At 72.1% G+C, this 14,804-nt stretch carries 13 protein-coding genes; 8 read left to right on the forward strand and 5 right to left on the reverse strand.

Annotation, left to right across the window (positions count from 1 at the left end):
* The first annotated feature begins 226 nt into the window (after window positions 1–226).
* Entirely contained in the window at window positions 227–874 is a 648-nt protein-coding gene (locus tag AXW62_RS29885) for a TetR family transcriptional regulator (RefSeq protein ID WP_030835421.1), read from the forward strand.
* Between the two features lie 464 nt (window positions 875–1,338).
* On the opposite strand, the gene AXW62_RS29890 is transcribed toward AXW62_RS29885, so the two are convergent.
* Window positions 1,339–1,821 carry a nitroreductase family deazaflavin-dependent oxidoreductase gene (locus AXW62_RS29890; RefSeq protein ID WP_060947258.1) on the reverse strand — a complete coding sequence of 161 codons (483 nt, stop codon included), beginning with the start codon at window positions 1,819–1,821 and terminating at the stop codon, window positions 1,339–1,341.
* Window positions 1,821–3,377, reverse strand: coding sequence for an acyl-CoA dehydrogenase family protein (locus tag AXW62_RS43315; protein WP_060947259.1), 1,557 nt, complete (start codon window positions 3,375–3,377; stop codon window positions 1,821–1,823). The genes AXW62_RS29890 and AXW62_RS43315 overlap by 1 nt, the downstream gene beginning before the upstream one ends.
* Before the next feature lie 185 nt (window positions 3,378–3,562).
* On the opposite strand from AXW62_RS43315, the gene AXW62_RS46785 reads away from it, so the two are divergent.
* The 3 genes from AXW62_RS46785 (at window position 3,563) to AXW62_RS29905 (ending at window position 6,207) form a co-directional block, all read left to right on the forward strand.
* Window positions 3,563–3,691, forward strand: a complete 129-nt coding sequence (locus AXW62_RS46785; protein ID WP_289306029.1) for a hypothetical protein — start codon at window positions 3,563–3,565, stop codon at window positions 3,689–3,691.
* Between the two features lie 155 nt (window positions 3,692–3,846).
* Window positions 3,847–5,025: a thiolase C-terminal domain-containing protein gene (locus tag AXW62_RS29900; RefSeq protein WP_060947260.1), complete on the forward strand. Its 1,179-nt coding sequence runs from the start codon at window positions 3,847–3,849 to the stop codon at window positions 5,023–5,025.
* A 495-nt stretch (window positions 5,026–5,520) separates the two neighbouring features.
* Window positions 5,521–6,207 carry a pyridoxine/pyridoxamine 5'-phosphate oxidase gene (locus tag AXW62_RS29905; RefSeq protein WP_060947261.1) on the forward strand — a complete coding sequence of 229 codons (687 nt, stop codon included), beginning with the start codon at window positions 5,521–5,523 and terminating at the stop codon, window positions 6,205–6,207.
* 224 nt (window positions 6,208–6,431) lie between these two features.
* Here AXW62_RS29905 and AXW62_RS29910 read toward each other — a convergent pair whose 3' ends face one another.
* Together AXW62_RS29910 and AXW62_RS29915 are read right to left on the reverse strand one after the other, a co-directional pair.
* A complete protein-coding gene (locus tag AXW62_RS29910; protein WP_252368791.1) occupies window positions 6,432–6,857 on the reverse strand; it encodes a Zn-ribbon domain-containing OB-fold protein in 426 nt (141 codons plus the stop codon).
* Between the two features lie 131 nt (window positions 6,858–6,988).
* Entirely contained in the window at window positions 6,989–7,441 is a 453-nt protein-coding gene (locus tag AXW62_RS29915) for a hypothetical protein (protein WP_030835438.1), read from the reverse strand.
* A gap of 348 nt (window positions 7,442–7,789) precedes the next feature.
* Here AXW62_RS29915 and AXW62_RS29920 point away from each other — a divergent pair, with 348 nt between their 5' ends.
* The 4 genes from AXW62_RS29920 (at window position 7,790) to AXW62_RS29935 (ending at window position 13,256) form a co-directional block, all read left to right on the forward strand.
* The gene (locus AXW62_RS29920; protein ID WP_060947262.1) at window positions 7,790–8,944 is read left to right on the forward strand and encodes a flavin-containing monooxygenase; all 1,155 of its coding nucleotides are present in this window, start codon (window positions 7,790–7,792) and stop codon (window positions 8,942–8,944) included.
* Window positions 8,945–9,487: 543 nt separating this feature from the next.
* On the forward strand, window positions 9,488–11,746 hold the full coding sequence (locus AXW62_RS29925; protein ID WP_060947263.1) for an acetate--CoA ligase family protein: 2,259 nt from the start codon (window positions 9,488–9,490) through the stop codon (window positions 11,744–11,746).
* Window positions 11,747–11,762: 16 nt separating this feature from the next.
* On the forward strand, window positions 11,763–12,578 hold the full coding sequence (locus tag AXW62_RS29930) for an enoyl-CoA hydratase/isomerase family protein (RefSeq protein ID WP_060947264.1): 816 nt from the start codon (window positions 11,763–11,765) through the stop codon (window positions 12,576–12,578).
* A gap of 42 nt (window positions 12,579–12,620) precedes the next feature.
* Window positions 12,621–13,256, forward strand: a complete 636-nt coding sequence (locus AXW62_RS29935; RefSeq protein WP_252368792.1) for a flavin reductase family protein — start codon at window positions 12,621–12,623, stop codon at window positions 13,254–13,256.
* Window positions 13,257–13,303: 47 nt separating this feature from the next.
* On the opposite strand, the gene AXW62_RS29940 is transcribed toward AXW62_RS29935, so the two are convergent.
* Entirely contained in the window at window positions 13,304–14,704 is a 1,401-nt protein-coding gene (locus tag AXW62_RS29940; RefSeq protein WP_060947265.1) for an MFS transporter, read from the reverse strand.
* Window positions 14,705–14,804 lie beyond the last annotated feature (100 nt).

Here is a 14,804-nt window from a genome sequence, read left to right on the forward strand (position 1 = left end):
GAGGCGGGCCCGAGCCGGGTCATCCACCGTTTTTATCCACAGCCTGTTGATAACAGGATTCACTCGCGTGGGTGAGCGGTGATTGAGGGCTTGACGACGGGAGACAGGGGGCCGGAATCAGCCATTCCAGCGCGCTTGACGCGGGTCACAAACCACCTCATCCCGCCCTAACCCCATTTGCACGCAGCCGAATCGCGCTCCGATCACCCCTCGGTAAGCTGACGGCATGACAGGACAAGTACGCACAGTCGACGGGCGGGTGGCCGGTCGTCGCGGGCAGGCGACGCGGCAGAAGCTGCTCGACTGCCTCGGCGAGATGCTCAGCACATCCCCGTATCGAGACGTCAAGGTCATCGATGTCGCGCGCAAGGCAGGCACCTCGCCTGCGACGTTCTACCAGTACTTCCCCGATGTGGAGGGCGCCGTCCTCGAGCTCGCCGAGGAGATGGCCAAGGACGGCGCGGGCCTGACCGATCTGGTCGCCGGCCGCTCCTGGGCCGGCAAGTCCGGCGCGGCGGTGGCGGAGGAACTGGTCGAGGGGTTCCTCTCCTTCTGGCGCAAACATGACGCCATCCTGAGAGTGGTCGACCTGGGCGCCGCCGAGGGCGACAAGCGGTTCTACAAGATCCGCATGAAGATCCTCAATTCCGTCACCAACTCCCTGACGGACGCCGTCAGGGAGCAGCAGGCCAAGGGACGGATCGACGAGGACCTCAACCCGGCGGGCATCGCGGGCTCGCTGGTCGCGATGCTGGCCGCGGTCTCCTCCCACCAGAAGGGTTTCCAGAGCTGGGGCGTCAAGCATGCCGACCTCAAGCCGAGCCTGACCTGGCTCCTCCACCTCGGCATCACCGGGCGCAAACCGCCGAAGTAACGAATCGGCACCTCCGCTCTGCCTCACCCTTGGCCGCTCCGTGCCGGCCGGGACGGCCGGCGGGCCCGCACGTCCTGTCACGCCGCGGCGGACCACTCCTCGAGTGGTCCGCCGCGGCCCGTTGCGCCCGCCTGTCCGCCGCCGGTCACCGCTGGATCCCCACCGGTCACGCCCCGGCCGGTGCGTGGCCCGCCCTCGGCCCGCTCCCGGCCTGGCCCCGGGTTGACCTCGGCCCGCTCCCGGCCTGGCCCCGGGTTGACCTCGGCCCGCTCCCGGCCTGACCCGGGGTTGACCTCGGCCCGCTCCTGGCTGCTCCCCGGCCCGGCCCCTCCGGCCCGTCCCGGGCCCGCATCAGGTCCGGGGGCGGGCCTGTGCCGGGCCGGGTCTGTGCCGGGGCGGCCCTGTGCCGGGGCGGGCCTGTGCCGGGCCGGACCCGGAGGCCGCGTCCGAGCGGACCGACCGGCTCAGCGTTCCGAGACGCGATGGAGGCGGAAGAGGCGGATCTCGCGCTCCACCCGCGACTGGTAGTTCGCATACGGCGGCCAGAAGGCGAGGACCGCCCGCCAGGCCGCCTCGCGCTCGGGACCCTCCAGCAGCCGTGCCCGGACGGCGATGTCCCGGCCCCGCCAGCTGATCTCCGCTTCCGGGTGCTTGAGCAGGTTCGCGGTCCACGCCGGGTGTCCCGGGCGGCCGAAGTTGCTGCCGATCAGGACCCAGGTGCCACCGTCCTCCGGCATACAGGCCAGTGGCGTACGGCGGGGAAGCCCCGACCGCGCGCCGCGCGCCGTAAGGATCACGCCCGGCAGCATCCGCGCGCTCGGCAGCACCCTGCCGCGGGTCAGCCGGTGGACGGTGCGGTCGAAGGCGGGGACGACATGGGGCGCGACCTTGGCGAACGCGCGGGTCGAGGACACCTTCTGGACCAGCCTCACGCCATAACCGGCCATCAGACCGTCACCGCCTTCCGCGGACCGTCACGCCCGTCACGCCCGTCGTGCCCATGGTTCCCGCCACTCCTACTGCCGCCATGGTTCCCGCCACGCCCCTTGTGCCCATCGTTCCCGCCGCGCCCCTGGTGACCGTCGTAAGGAGCGCGATCGGTGACGTCGAAGAGACCGTCCCGCTCCGCCGCTCGCGCCCGCAGCCGGTGGACGGGCCCGAAGAGCAGCTCATCGGAGGCGGCCCGTTTGAAGTAGAGGTGCGCCTCGTGCTCCCAGGTGAAGCCGATGCCACCGTGCAGCTGCACCGCCTCGGCCGCCGCCGTGCGCTGCGCCTCCAGCGCCTGGGCGAGGGCGAGCCCACTCGCGACCGCGGCTTCCACACTCCCACCGACCTCCGCACCTTCAGGGGCTCCCGGACCTCCAGGGGCCCGCGTACCCCCAGCGACCCCGGCGCCCCCACCGACCCCCGCACCCCCAGCGACCCCCGGACCTCCAGGGACCCCCGCATCTCCAGGGCCCCCCGGACCTCCAGCGGCACCCGCAGGGCCCCCTGGACCTCCAGAGGCCGGGCTACCCTCCGCACCGCCCTGCGCCGCCGCCCAGGCCGCGTAGTACGCCGCCGAACGGGCCGCCTGGACCGCGACGTACACATCCGCCAGCCGGTGCTTGACGGCCTGGAAGGAGCCGATGGGACGGCCGAACTGCTCACGCTCCCGCACATACCCGACCGTTCGCGCGAGGGCCGCGTCCGCCGCCCCCACCGCCTCGGCGGCGAGCACGGCCGCGGCCGCCGTACCCGCATCCGCCAGCGCTTCCGCCACTTGGTCCCCGCTGCCGCCGTCGTCCACCCCCAGCAGCTCGGCGGATACGTCCCGCAGTTCGATACGGGCCTGCGGGCGCGTCGCGTCGAGCGCGGTCAGCCGGGTGCGGACCAGCCCGTCCGCCCCCGCCGGAACGAGGAACAGCAGCGTCCGCCCGCGCGTATAGCCCCCGGCACGGGCAGCGACCACCAGCAGTTCGGCGCTGTGTCCACCCAGTACCTGCTCCACCTGCCCGTACAGCCGCCATCCCGCCCCGCCGGCCGCGTTCAGGCGCGCCTGAACGCCCCCCGCGCGCCCGCCACCGGCCCATGCGCCGTCCCGCGCCCCGATGAGCCCCAGCGCTTCGGACAAGGCACGCCCCGGTACCGCCAGCGCGGCCGTAAGGGCACCCTCCGCGATCCGCGGCAGCACTTCGGCGCGCTGCGCCTCCGTCCCCAGCGCGGCGACAAGAGGTGCGGCGAACACGGCGGTGGCCAGGAGCGGCGACGGAAGCAGCGCCCGCCCCGTCTCCTCACAGGCCAGCGCCAGCTCGGTGACGCCGCAGCCGACGCCCCCGTACGTCGGCGGAAGGGCGAGGCCGGGCAGTCCGAGCGTCTGGGCGAGCTGCCGCCACAGGGCCTCGTCGTAGCCGGGTGCGGTCTGGACCGCCGCCTTGACCTCCTCCGGTCCGCACCGCTCCCGCAGCAGGTCGCGCAGCGTACGGCGGATCTCGTCCTGTTCCTCGGTGAACGCGGCGTCCATCGGCGAGCACCTCCGCTTCTGACGGGTCGTCATACTAGGGACGGCTCCCCCACTTTCCCACCCCTGCGCGCCCATCCACGGCTAAGCTGCTGCCACTCACCACGCTCCTCCCCCTTCGCTCCGCCGGAGCGCAGACCGGCGGTGGCCCTGTCCTCCGGGGCCTGTCGGAGGAGCGAGGAGGGGTAATGGACGATCGGAACACGCAGGAGACACACGACGACCGATGGACCGACCCCGACAAGTGGCAGGTCGTCATCGGTGTGCTGAGCCTTCTGGTGGCGATCGCCGCTTGCGTGGGGCAGTTCCTTCAGTAACCGGGCGCCTCACGCGTGGTCCGGACGGGGCTTGTGCTCGATGTGCGAGCACGGCCATACGGGAGAGCGTCCGGACCGCCCCCTTCCCCTTCCGGTCCGGCTTGCGCACACGGAGACCCTCTTCCGGCCGCCCGATCTGATGTACCGTCAGATTTATGTCGCCCGTAGCACAGCGCGCCCGTAAGGTCGCCGTCGTCGGCGTCTCCCTCTCCGACTGCGGCCGCGTCGACACGGCCACTCCCTACGCCCTCCACGCCCAGGCCGCCCGCCGGGCCCTCGCCGACTCCGGCCTCGACCGGTCGGCCGTCGACGGCTTCGCCTCGGCGGGGCTCGGTACCCTCGCACCGGTCGAGGTGGCCGAGTATCTGGGGCTGCGGCCGACCTGGACCGACTCGACGGCCGTCGGCGGCTCCACCTGGGAAGTCATGGCGGCGCACGCGGCGGACGCGATCGCCGCCGGGCACGCCCGCGCCGTACTGCTCGTCTACGGCTCCACCGCACGCGCCGACATCCGCGCGGGCCGCCGCACCGCGAACCTCTCCTTCGGAGCACGCGGGCCGCTGCAGTTCGAGGTCCCGTACGGCCATACGCTGGTGGCCAAGTACGCGATGGCCGCGCGCCGCCATATGCATGAGTACGGCACCACACTCGAGCAGCTGGCGGACATCGCCGTTCAGGCCCGTATCAATGCCGGGCACAATCCGGACGCGATGTTTCGCGATCCGATCACGGTCGATGATGTGCTGAGCGGCCCGATGATCGCCGACCCCTTCACCAAACTGCACTGCTGCATCCGTTCGGACGGCGGCTGCGCGGTGCTGCTCGCGGCCGAGGAGTGCGTTTCGGACACGGCGAAACACCCCGTATGGGTGCTGGGTTCGGGTACGGCCGTCTCGCACACCACCATGTCCGAATGGGAGGACTTCACGGTCTCCCCGGCGGCGGCCTCGGGGCGGGCGGCCTTCGCGCGGGCGGGCGTGCGGCCGTCGGAGATCGATGTAGCGCAGCTCTATGACGCCTTCACCTATATGACCCTGGTAACCCTCGAGGACCTCGGCTTCTGCGCCAAGGGCGAGGGCGGGGCGTTCGCGGCGAAGGGGCGGCTGACGCGGGACGGCGAGTTGCCGACCAATACCGACGGCGGCGGCCTCTCCGCCTGCCACCCAGGGATGCGCGGACTGTTCCTGCTGGTCGAGGCGGTACGACAGCTGCGCGGCGAGGCCGGGGAACGACAGGTGCGCAAAGCGGGCGGGCGGCTGCCGGAGCTGGCCGTGGCCTCGGGGACGGGTGGCTGGTTCTGCTCGGCGGGCACGGTCGTCCTGGGCCGCGGCTGACGGTCCTCACTGGATGGCGGGAGCTGGGCGGCGGAGGGCTGGGCGACCGGGGACTGGGCGGCGGGGGTGGCTTGGCGGCTGAGCCACTCGGCGGCCGGGGTTCGCTTGACGACCGAGACGACCCGGTTGCGACTCCCCGCCTGACATCTTGGGTTCGCTTGACGACCGAGAACACCCGGCCGCGGCTCCACCCCCCGACTTCTCGGGTTCACGTGACGACCGAGACCACCCGGTTGCGATTCCCCACCTGGCTCTTAGGTTCACGTGACGACGGAGACCACCCGATTGGATTCTCCACCCAACATCTCGGGTTCGCTTGACGGCCGATACCGCCCGGCCGCGACTCCACCCCCGGCTCTGGGGTTCACGGGACGAACGGGGCCCGCCCGGTGGCCAGGGCCCGCTCAACGCCTGGGCCTGCTCCCCTCGACCCCTCCCGCCGTACCTCCGTCCCCACTTGCCCTGGACCGTCGCGGATGGTCGGATGGGGAGCCGATGAACGACGACGAAGATGAGGCGTTCCGCGCACTGCTGCGCGGCCTGCGCGTAGCCCATGCGGGCGATCTGCCCGTCTTCGACCCGGCCACAGCCCCGGACGCACCGCTTCCACTCTTCCGGCGGTGGCTGCGGGAGGCCGCCGAGGCGGGGGAACCCGGCCCGCACACCATGACCCTGGCCACCGCGGGCGCCGACCGCCGCCCGTCCCAGCGCACGGTGATGCTGCACGACGCCGATGAGCGCGGCTGGCACTTCGGCACCCATCGCACCAGCCGTAAGGGCCGCGAGTTGGCCGAGAACCCGCACGCCTCGCTCGCCTTCCACTGGATGCGGGAGGGCCGTCAGGTGCGCGTCAGCGGGCGGGCCGTCGAGGCGGGGCCGGAGGAGAGCGCGGCCGATCTGCGCGGCCGGTCCCCCGCTGCCCTCGCGGCAGCGCTGGCCGGGAGCGGGCGGCAGAGCGAGGTGCTGGGCTCGTACGAGGAGCTGCTACGGGCCTTCGACGCGGCCTACGAGCGGGCCGGACGCGACCCGGACGCCACCGCCTCCACCTGGGCCCTGTACGTCCTGGAGGCGGACGAGGTCGAGTACTACCAGGAGGAGGCGCGGCGGCGGCACGTACGGCTCCGCTACCGGCGCGCCCCCGGCGAGCGTGGCGGCTGGCAGCGGGAGCTGCTGTGGCCGTAAGGCTGACACCGCAAGATGAACGCCGCAAGGCAGACCTCTTAAGGCAGACACCGCATGGCAAACCCCGTAAGGCGGCCGCCGCAAGGCAACCCCGCAAGGTGAACGCCGTAGCGCAGACCCGGTAAGGCGAACGGCGAACGCCGTAACGCGGACGCCACAAGGCAGCCGACGTAAGGCACGCGACCGCATAGGGGGCAACCGTAGGGCTGAGCGAACCGAAGAGGTTAGGCGGGCAGAGAAGGCTGGCCGGGCAGCGGCCGGAAGACGGGGACGGCCGGGGCCTCCCCCTCGGCGGCCCGGAACGCGACCCTGAGCCTCATCCCGACGCGCGGACCGCCCGCCGGGACCTCGATGAGCTCGGTCATCACCCGTGGCCCCTCCACCAGGTCGACGACGGCGGCGGTGTACGGGACGCGGGCACCGAACGGCGGCAGGTCATTGCGGTGGACCACGGACCAGGTGTAGAGCGTCGCGGCGCCACTCGCCTCCTCCCAGGCCACATCCTCGCTCCAGCAGTACGGGCAGAATTCGCGCGGATAGTGGTGGGCCCGGCCACAGCCGGCGCAGCGCCGGATCAGCAACCGGCCCTCGGCGGCGGCGTCCCAGTAGGGGCGGGTGAAGGCGTCGATCTCGGGCAGGTCGAACCGCAAGGCACCCGCGGGGGGCGTCGGGCCACCGGAAGACGTCAGGCTCCCGGAAGACGCCGAGCCACCGGACGGCGCCGAGGACCCGGAGTAGGCCCGGTCCCCGGAGTGCGCCCGGCCCCCAGCGTCCACCGAGCTCACAGGAACAGCCCCCACACCTCGTCCAGCGACCAGGTCTGCCAGCTCATGCCGAAGAGCCCGACCACGGAGATCAGCACCATCATCGAGTTCTGCCCCTGCTCCGCCCAGTCGTGGATCATGAGGAGGAAGTAGAGCAGATTGAGCACTATCCCGCCGACGAGGGCGACGGGCGTGAGGAAGCCCAGGGTCAGCCCGAGACCGAGCGCGAGTTCGGCGTACACGACCACATACGCCATCACCTTGGGACGGGGCGTGACGACAGCGTCGAAGCCGCCGCGGACGAACGCCCAGCGGTGCATGGCCGCCACACCCACCGCCCAGCCGATACCGGTGCCGCGCTCGAACCAGTCCTTCTTGTTCTTGTGCCGCCAGCTCTCGAGCCACCACAGGCCGAGTCCGATGCGCAGTACGGCGAGCCATTCGGCCCCGCTGAGCCCGATCGTCCGCATCGTCCTCCGCCCCTCCCGCTCAGCAAATCTGACGGTACGTCAGTTTCGTGTGGCGAGCGCGGGCCGCGCAAGGGGTCGCGCCAACGAAACAGGGGCCGACGGAGAACGGAGAAGGGACCAACGGAACACGGACCGAGGAGAAGGCACCGACGGAACAGGCACCGACGGAACAACTGACGGAGCAGGGAACACCAGAGAGAAGCCGACAGAACCGGGGCCGACGGAAAGAGACCAGCGAGAAAGGAAACGGCGGCGGAGCGGCCGTGACCTCTCCGCAACCCATTCGGAATCACTTCGACCGGATCTCTTTGACCGAAACCCGTCAAATACCCGACTAGGCTCACCCGCATGGCCGACAGCTCCCCCGAGAAGTCCTCACCTGTCTATGTGATCGGCGGCGGACCGGGCGGACTCGCCGCCGCTGCCGCGCTCACCGAGCGCGGGATCCGTGCCGTCGTCCTGGAGAAGTCCGACGCGGTCGCCGCGTCCTGGCGGAACCACTACGACCGGCTGCATCTGCACACCACGCGCCGGCTGTCCGCGCTCCCCGGGCTGCCGATCCCCCGGTCCTACGGGCGGTGGGTCGCACGTGACGACATGGTGCGCTATCTGGAGCGCTACGCCGAACACCATCGGCTGGAGATCGTCACGGGGGTCGAGGTCTCCCGCGTCGACCGGGCGACCGACGACACGGAGTGGGTGCTGCGGGCCACGGGCGGCCGCGAGCTGACCTCGCCCGTGGTCGTCGTCGCGACGGGCTTCAACCACACCCCACGGCTGCCGGACTGGCCGGGCCGCACCACCTACACCGGTGAGCTGCTGCACGCCGCCCACTACCGCAACGCCCGCCCGTTCGAGGGCCGTGACGTACTGGTGGTCGGCGTCGGCAACACGGGCGCGGAGATCGCGGTCGACCTGGTCGAGGGCGGAGCGGCCCGGGTGCGGCTCGCGATCCGCACCGTGCCGCACATCCTGCGCCGCTCGACGGCAGGCTGGCCCGCACAGGCCAGCGGCATCCTGGTGCGCCGACTGCCCCGGCGCCTGGTGGACCGGGCGGCACGGGTGGTGTGTCGGCTGAGCATGCCAGACCTGACCGAGCACGGCCTGCCCCGGCCCGACACGGGGCTCTGCACCCGCGCACGGGAGGGCGCGATCCCGGTCCAGGACGTGGGGCTGGTGGACGCGGTGCGGACGGGGCGGGTGGAGGTGGTCTCGGCGGTCGACTCCTTCGACCAGGACAACGTGGTCCTGGCCGACGGCTCGCGAATCAGCCCCGACGTGCTGATCGCCGCGACCGGCTACCGGCGTGGCCTGGAGGAGCTGGTCGGCCATCTGGGCGTACTCGACGACCGCGGCCGCCCCCTCCCCCACGGCCGACGGACCCTGAAGTCCGCGCCGGGACTGCACTTCACGGGTTATACGAACCCGATCAGCGGCATGCTGCGCGAGATGGCCATCGACGCACGGAAGATCGCCAAGACGATCGCCCGCACAACGGCCTGACCACGGGCGCGGCGAGCGCCAGAACGCGACACCACGCACCGCACGAGGACCCACCGAGCAACGCACACGGACAACCACGCACCGCACGCGCGCTCAAACACCGCACGCGCCGACGTAAGCACCGCACACCCACGCACCAAGCACCACACACGAACGCACTACGCACCCACGCACCCACACACCACACGCGTCACACACCACTCACCGCACACCGCGCCGCAGTCCGCACCCCACAACACCACAGCCGCACGACACGCCGCACCACGCACCACGCACCACGCACCACGCACCCAGGCGCGATCCCGCCCCATCCACCGCATCCACCGCTTCCATCCCCTCTCCCCCATCCACCGCCTCCGCCTCCGCCTCCGCCACCACCGCCGTCACCCTGCGTGTTCCCCCCGCACCAGGCATTCCTGACGGGCCGTCAGTTCAGTAGCCTGACTACTGGGTAACGTGACTTGGCGTCAGTTCACATGCGCGCGGAACCGCCAGACCACACCCACCCGGTTGTTGGCCAACGAGCAGGAGTGGCGGATACCGATGCTTGGATCGACCTACGGCACCCTGACCACCAACTCCCGTCATGCCCGAGCCGTCGCCTGCGGGCAGGCCCCCGGCCCCGCCGTGCACGTCCACAGCAGGCACGCGCCGGGCGGGACCGCCGAGGGCATGGACGACGTGGACGATGTGGACGTCAGCGGGCGCCCGCTGCACTCCGAAGTCCCCGATCTTGACCGCTTCTTCCATCCCGAGTCGGTGGCCCTCATCGGCGCCTCAGACGCGGACGGCCGGCCCCATACCGGCATCACCCGCCAGCTGCTGGCCTGGGCCGAACGCGTCGGCGCCCGGCTGCACCCCGTGCATCCCTCCCGTCCCGCCGTCTTCGGCATTCCGTGTGTAGCGTCCGTGGCCGCGCTGCCCGAACCCGTCGACCTCGCCGTCCTCCTCGTTCGCGATCCGCTCCCGGTCATCGAGGAACTGGACGGGAGCAAAGCGAAGTTCGCCGTCGCCTTCGCCTCCGGCTTCGCCGAGACCGGCCCCGAGGGTGCCGCCGCGCAGGCCCGGCTGGCCGCCGCGGCGCGCGGTGCCGGGCTGCGGCTGCTGGGCCCCAATACCAACCTCAACGCCTTCGAGACGTTCCGCGACGACCTCGAAGGTCCCGCTATCGCCCTCATCACCCAGTCAGGCCACCAGGGCCGCCCGGTCTTCACCCTCCAGGAACTCGGCATCCGGCTCAGCCACTGGGCCCCGACCGGCAATGAGGCCGATCTGGAGGCCGCCGACTTCATCTCCTACTTCGCCGCCCGGCCGGAGGTCGGCGCCATCGCCCTGTACGCGGAGGGGCTGAAGGACGGCCGTGGTTTCCTCCTCGCCGCTGACCGGGCCGCCCGTGCCAAGGTGCCCGTCGTCGCTGTGAAGGTCGGCCGCACCGAGACCGGCGCCCGCACGGCCGCCTCGCACACCGGCAAGCTGACCGGTTCGGACGCGGTGGTGGACGCGGCCATGCGGCAGTTCGGCGTGATCCGGGTGGACGGCCTGGACGAGTTGCAGGACACGGCGGCGCTGCTCGCCCGCGCCCGCCCGCCGCGCGCCGAGGGCGTCGTGGTGTATTCGATCTCCGGGGGCACGGGGGCCCACTTCGCCGATCTCGCCACGGCGGCGGGGCTCCCCCTGCCCATCCTCTCCGCCGAGAAGCAGACCGAGCTGCACCAGTGGATACCCGGCGATCTCAGCGTCGCCAATCCGGTCGACAACGGTGGTCACCCGGTCGGCGACTGGCGCGGCCGCAAGATCATCGACGCGATCCTGGCCGACCCGGCCGTGGGCGTGCTGATCTGTCCGATCACCGGCCCGTTTCCGCCCATGAGCGACAAGCTGGCGCAGGATCTGGTGGACGCGGCGGAGCAGACGGACAAGCTGGTGTGCGTGGTGTGGGGCTCGCCGGTCGGCACCGAGGACGCCTACCGCACCACCCTGCTGGGCTCCTCGCGGGTGGCCACCTTCCGTACGTTCGCCAACTGCATCGGCGCCGTCCGCGCCTATCTGGGGCACCACCGCTTCACCGCCTCCTACCGCTCCCCCTTCGACGACGCCCCGCGCACCCCGTCCCCCTCCCTGCGCAAGGCGCGCGACCTGCTGCGCCCAGGAGGCCGGCTGAGCGAGCACGCGGCGAAACAGCTGCTGCGGGCGTACGGCATCCGGGTGCCGCGCGAGCAGCTGGTGACCAGCGCGGCAGCGGCCGTCCGCGCCGCCGCGCTGGTGGGCTACCCCGTCGTCATGAAGGCGTCCGCGCCGCAGCTGGCCCACAAGACCGAACTCGGACTGGTCCGGCTGGGGCTGACCTCGGCCAGCCAGGTCCGGGACACCTACCGGGAGCTCACCGACATCGCCCGCTACGAAGGCGTCGAGCTGGACGGGGTGCTGGTGTGCCAGATGGTGGGCGGCGGGGTGGAGATGGTCGTCGGCATGAGCCACGACGATCTCTTCGGCCCGACCGTGACCGTGGGTATAGGGGGCGTGCTCGTCGAGGTGCTGCAGGACGCCGCCGTACGCATCCCCCCGTTCGGCGAGGACCAGGCGCGTGCGATGCTCGCCGAACTGCGCGGCCGCGCCCTGCTCGACGGGGTGCGCGGCGCGCCCCCGGCCGATGTGGACGCGCTCGTGGAAGTCGTGCTGCGCGTCCAGCGCATGGCCCTGGAGCTCGGGGACCACCTCGCCGAACTCGATGTCAATCCGCTGATGGTGCTGGAACGCGGCCAAGGCGCCGTGGCGCTGGACGCGCTGGCGATCTGCCGCTGACCCGTGGAGCGTTCCCATGACCTCTCCCTCCCCCGAAGAAGCGCGTGACTCCGTTCTACGGCACACCACTGACAACGGCGTCTCGTGGATCACGCTCAACCGCCCAGCGGCGATGAACGCCATCACCCCTGACCTGCGGGAACGCCTGATTTCGCTGCTGGGCGACGCCTCCGCCGACCCGGCCGTCCGGGCCGTCGTGCTGACCGCCACCGGCAAGGGCTTCTGCGCGGGAGCGGATCTGCGCGGCGCCCCGGCGGGGGTGGAGCGCGTCGCGGGCGATGTCGCCCGGCTGATCAGCGGCGGAGCGCAGCGGCTCATCGCCGCCGTCCTCGACTGCGAGAAGCCGGTGATCGCCGCCGTCAACGGCACCGCGGCCGGGCTCGGCGCGCATCTCGCCCTCGCCTGCGATCTGGTGCTGGCCGCCGAATCGGCCGTCTTCATCGAGGTATTCATCCGCCGCGGTCTGGTCCCCGACGGGGGCGGTGCGTATCTCCTCCCCCGGCTGACCGGTCCGCAGCGCGCCAAGGAGCTGATGTTCTTCGGTGACGCGCTGCCCGCCGCCGAGGCCGAGCGGCTGGGCCTGGTCAACCGGGTCGTCCCGGACGACGAGCTGGCCAAGACCGCCCGCGCCTGGGCCGAGCGCCTCGCCGCCGGGCCCACCCGCGCCCTCGCCCTCACCAAGGCGCTGGTCAACGCCTCCCTGGAGTCCGGCCGCCCTGCCGCGTTCGCCGCCGAGGCGGCGGCCCAGGAGATCAACATGACCACGGCCGACGCTCAGGAGGGCGTCCGCGCGTTCGTCGAGCGCCGGCCCCCCGGGTACCGCGGCCGTTGAGGGACCCACACCGCCAGGAAGGCCGAGAAAGGGGGACGGACCATGATGGGACACGCCGGTATGGCCGCCACCGCCGTCCGTTATCTCAGGGCGGTCGGCTCGCCGACCGCCTCCGTACCACCGGTGGACCCACTCCCCCGGCCGGAGCTGCGCTGTGTGCGCGACGATGAGCGGCCACCGGTCGATCCCGCCGAGTTCCGCCGGGTGCTGGGCCACTTCGCGAGCGGGGTCACCGTGATCGCCACCATCGACGCGACCGGCCCGGCCGGTTTCGCCTGCCAGTCCTTCGCCTCGCTGTCCCTGGACCCGCCACTGGTCGCCTTCATGGTCGCCCGCACCTCCACGACCTGGCCGCGCATCGCCCGCGCGGGCGTCTTCTGCGTCAACGTCCTGGGCGCGCACCAAGCCGAGCTGTGCCGCGCCTTCGCGGTCAGCGGCTCCCGGCGACCGGACAAATTCGCGGGCGTCCGCCACGAGCCGTCTCCCGTGACCGGCTCGCCGCGGCTCGCGGACGTCCCGGCGTGGATCGACTGCGCGGTCCACGCCGTGCACACGGGCGGCGACCATCTGGTCGTGGTGGGCCGGGTCCGGGCCCTGGACACGGACGAGTCGGCGGCGCGGTCGGGGCCGCTGCTCTTCCACCGCGGCGCCTTCGGGGAGTTCACGGCGTTCTCTTAGCCCCCCGTAGCCCCCTCAGTCCCTTGGGCCCCTTTGCCCCTCGCCCCTTAGTCCCGTCCCCGCTTTACCCCTCGCCCCTGGGTCCCGGACAGCACGCCCAGCCGGACAGCTCGCCTCTGGACCGCCGCCACCGCCTTCGCGTCCTCGCCCCGCCGGATCACCAGCGCCATCAGCGCGGCCATCGCGCACAGCGCCCCCGCGCCGTACCAGACCAGGTCGTACGAGCCGAATGCGTCCCGCGCCATACCGCCCACGAAGGCCACGGCCCCGGCGCCCACCTGGTGGGAGGCCAGCACCCAGCCGAAGACGATCGCGCTGTCCTCGCCGTACTGTTCCCGGCACAGGGCCATCGTCGGCGGCACGGTGGCGACCCAGTCGAGACCGTAGAAGACGATGAAGAAGAGCATCGGCGGATGCACCGTGTCGTCCAGCAGGATCGGCAGGAACATCAGCGAGAGCCCCCGCAGCGCGTAGTACACGGCCAGCAGCCGTCGCGCGTCGAAGCGGTCGGTGAACCAGCCGGAGGCCACCGTCCCCACGATGTCGAAGACGCCGATGACGGCGAGCAGGCTCGCGGCGGCCGTCACCGGCATGCCGTGGTCATGCGCGGCGGGCACGAAGTGGGTCTTGACGAGGCCGTTCGTCGAGGCGCCGCAGATCGCGAAGGTGCCGGCGAGCAGCCAGAAGGAGCCGGTGCGCGAGGCCGAGGTGAGGGCCTTGACGGCCCGCCGGGCCGCGCCGCGCCGGGGTGCGGGCCTCGGGGCGGGCGGCCCCTCGGCGCCGTACGGGGCGAGCCCCACGTCCGAGGGGTAGTCGCGCAGCAGCAGCCAGACCAGGGGGACGATCGCCAGCGCGGCGACCGCGACCGTCATGGCGGCGGGCCGCCAGTCGTGCCGGTCGACGATCCAGGAGAGCAGCGGCAGGAAGACCAGCTGCCCGGAGGCCCCGCCCGCGGTGAGGATGCCGGTGACCAGGCCGCGCCGGGCGGCGAACCACCGGTTGGTGATGGTCGCGGCGAAGGCCAGCGCCATGGAGCCGCTGCCGAGGCCGACGAGCACGCCCCAGCACAGGATGAGCTGCCAGGGCTCGGTCATGAAGACCGTAAGGCCGCCACCGGTCGCGATGACGACGAGTGCGGCCGCGATGACCTTACGGATGCCGAAGCGGTCCATCAGGGCGGCGGCGAAGGGCGCGGTGAGCCCGTAGAGGGCGAGATTGACGGAGACCGCGAACCCGATCGTGCCGCGTGCCCAGCCGAACTCCTCGTGGAGCGGGTCGATGAGCAGACCGGGGAGGGAGGCGAATCCGGCCGCGCCGATGATCGTCACAAAGGCGATGGCGGCGACCGACCAGGCGCGGTGCGGAAGGCGCGGAAGGGCCCGTCGTCGGGGCCGGTGGGGCTGCTCGTCCTGTTCGGAGGCTCCGGGGAGCTCGGTCGTCTGCGTCACCGGACCAGCATCGAGCAGCGGGGCGGCAGGAACGAGTGGCCCATGGGACAGCATTCGCTAGGATCGGGCCACGATCGGTCCACCATCTTTTGGCCAGTTT

This window comes from Streptomyces hygroscopicus subsp. hygroscopicus, assembly GCF_001553455.1.
Classification (GTDB): Bacteria; Actinomycetota; Actinomycetes; order Streptomycetales; family Streptomycetaceae; genus Streptomyces; species Streptomyces hygroscopicus.

Bases quoted from the DNA above. Each gene is read 5' to 3' on its own strand.
- AXW62_RS29925 (WP_060947263.1), top strand. From the start codon at position 9,488: ATGCTTGGATCGACCTACGGCACCCTGACCACCAACTCCCGTCATGCC.
- AXW62_RS29900 (WP_060947260.1), top strand. From the start codon at position 3,847: ATGTCGCCCGTAGCACAGCGCGCCCGTAAGGTCGCCGTCGTCGGCGTC.
- AXW62_RS29885 (WP_030835421.1), top strand. From the start codon at position 227: ATGACAGGACAAGTACGCACAGTCGACGGGCGGGTGGCCGGTCGTCGC.
- AXW62_RS29920 (WP_060947262.1), top strand. From the start codon at position 7,790: ATGGCCGACAGCTCCCCCGAGAAGTCCTCACCTGTCTATGTGATCGGC.
- AXW62_RS29930 (WP_060947264.1), top strand. From the start codon at position 11,763: ATGACCTCTCCCTCCCCCGAAGAAGCGCGTGACTCCGTTCTACGGCAC.
- AXW62_RS43315 (WP_060947259.1), bottom strand. From the start codon at position 3,377: ATGGACGCCGCGTTCACCGAGGAACAGGACGAGATCCGCCGTACGCTG.
- AXW62_RS29905 (WP_060947261.1), top strand. From the start codon at position 5,521: ATGAACGACGACGAAGATGAGGCGTTCCGCGCACTGCTGCGCGGCCTG.
- AXW62_RS29935 (WP_252368792.1), top strand. From the start codon at position 12,621: ATGATGGGACACGCCGGTATGGCCGCCACCGCCGTCCGTTATCTCAGG.
- AXW62_RS46785 (WP_289306029.1), top strand. From the start codon at position 3,563: ATGGACGATCGGAACACGCAGGAGACACACGACGACCGATGGACCGAC.
- AXW62_RS29915 (WP_030835438.1), bottom strand. From the start codon at position 7,441: ATGCGGACGATCGGGCTCAGCGGGGCCGAATGGCTCGCCGTACTGCGC.
- AXW62_RS29890 (WP_060947258.1), bottom strand. From the start codon at position 1,821: ATGGCCGGTTATGGCGTGAGGCTGGTCCAGAAGGTGTCCTCGACCCGC.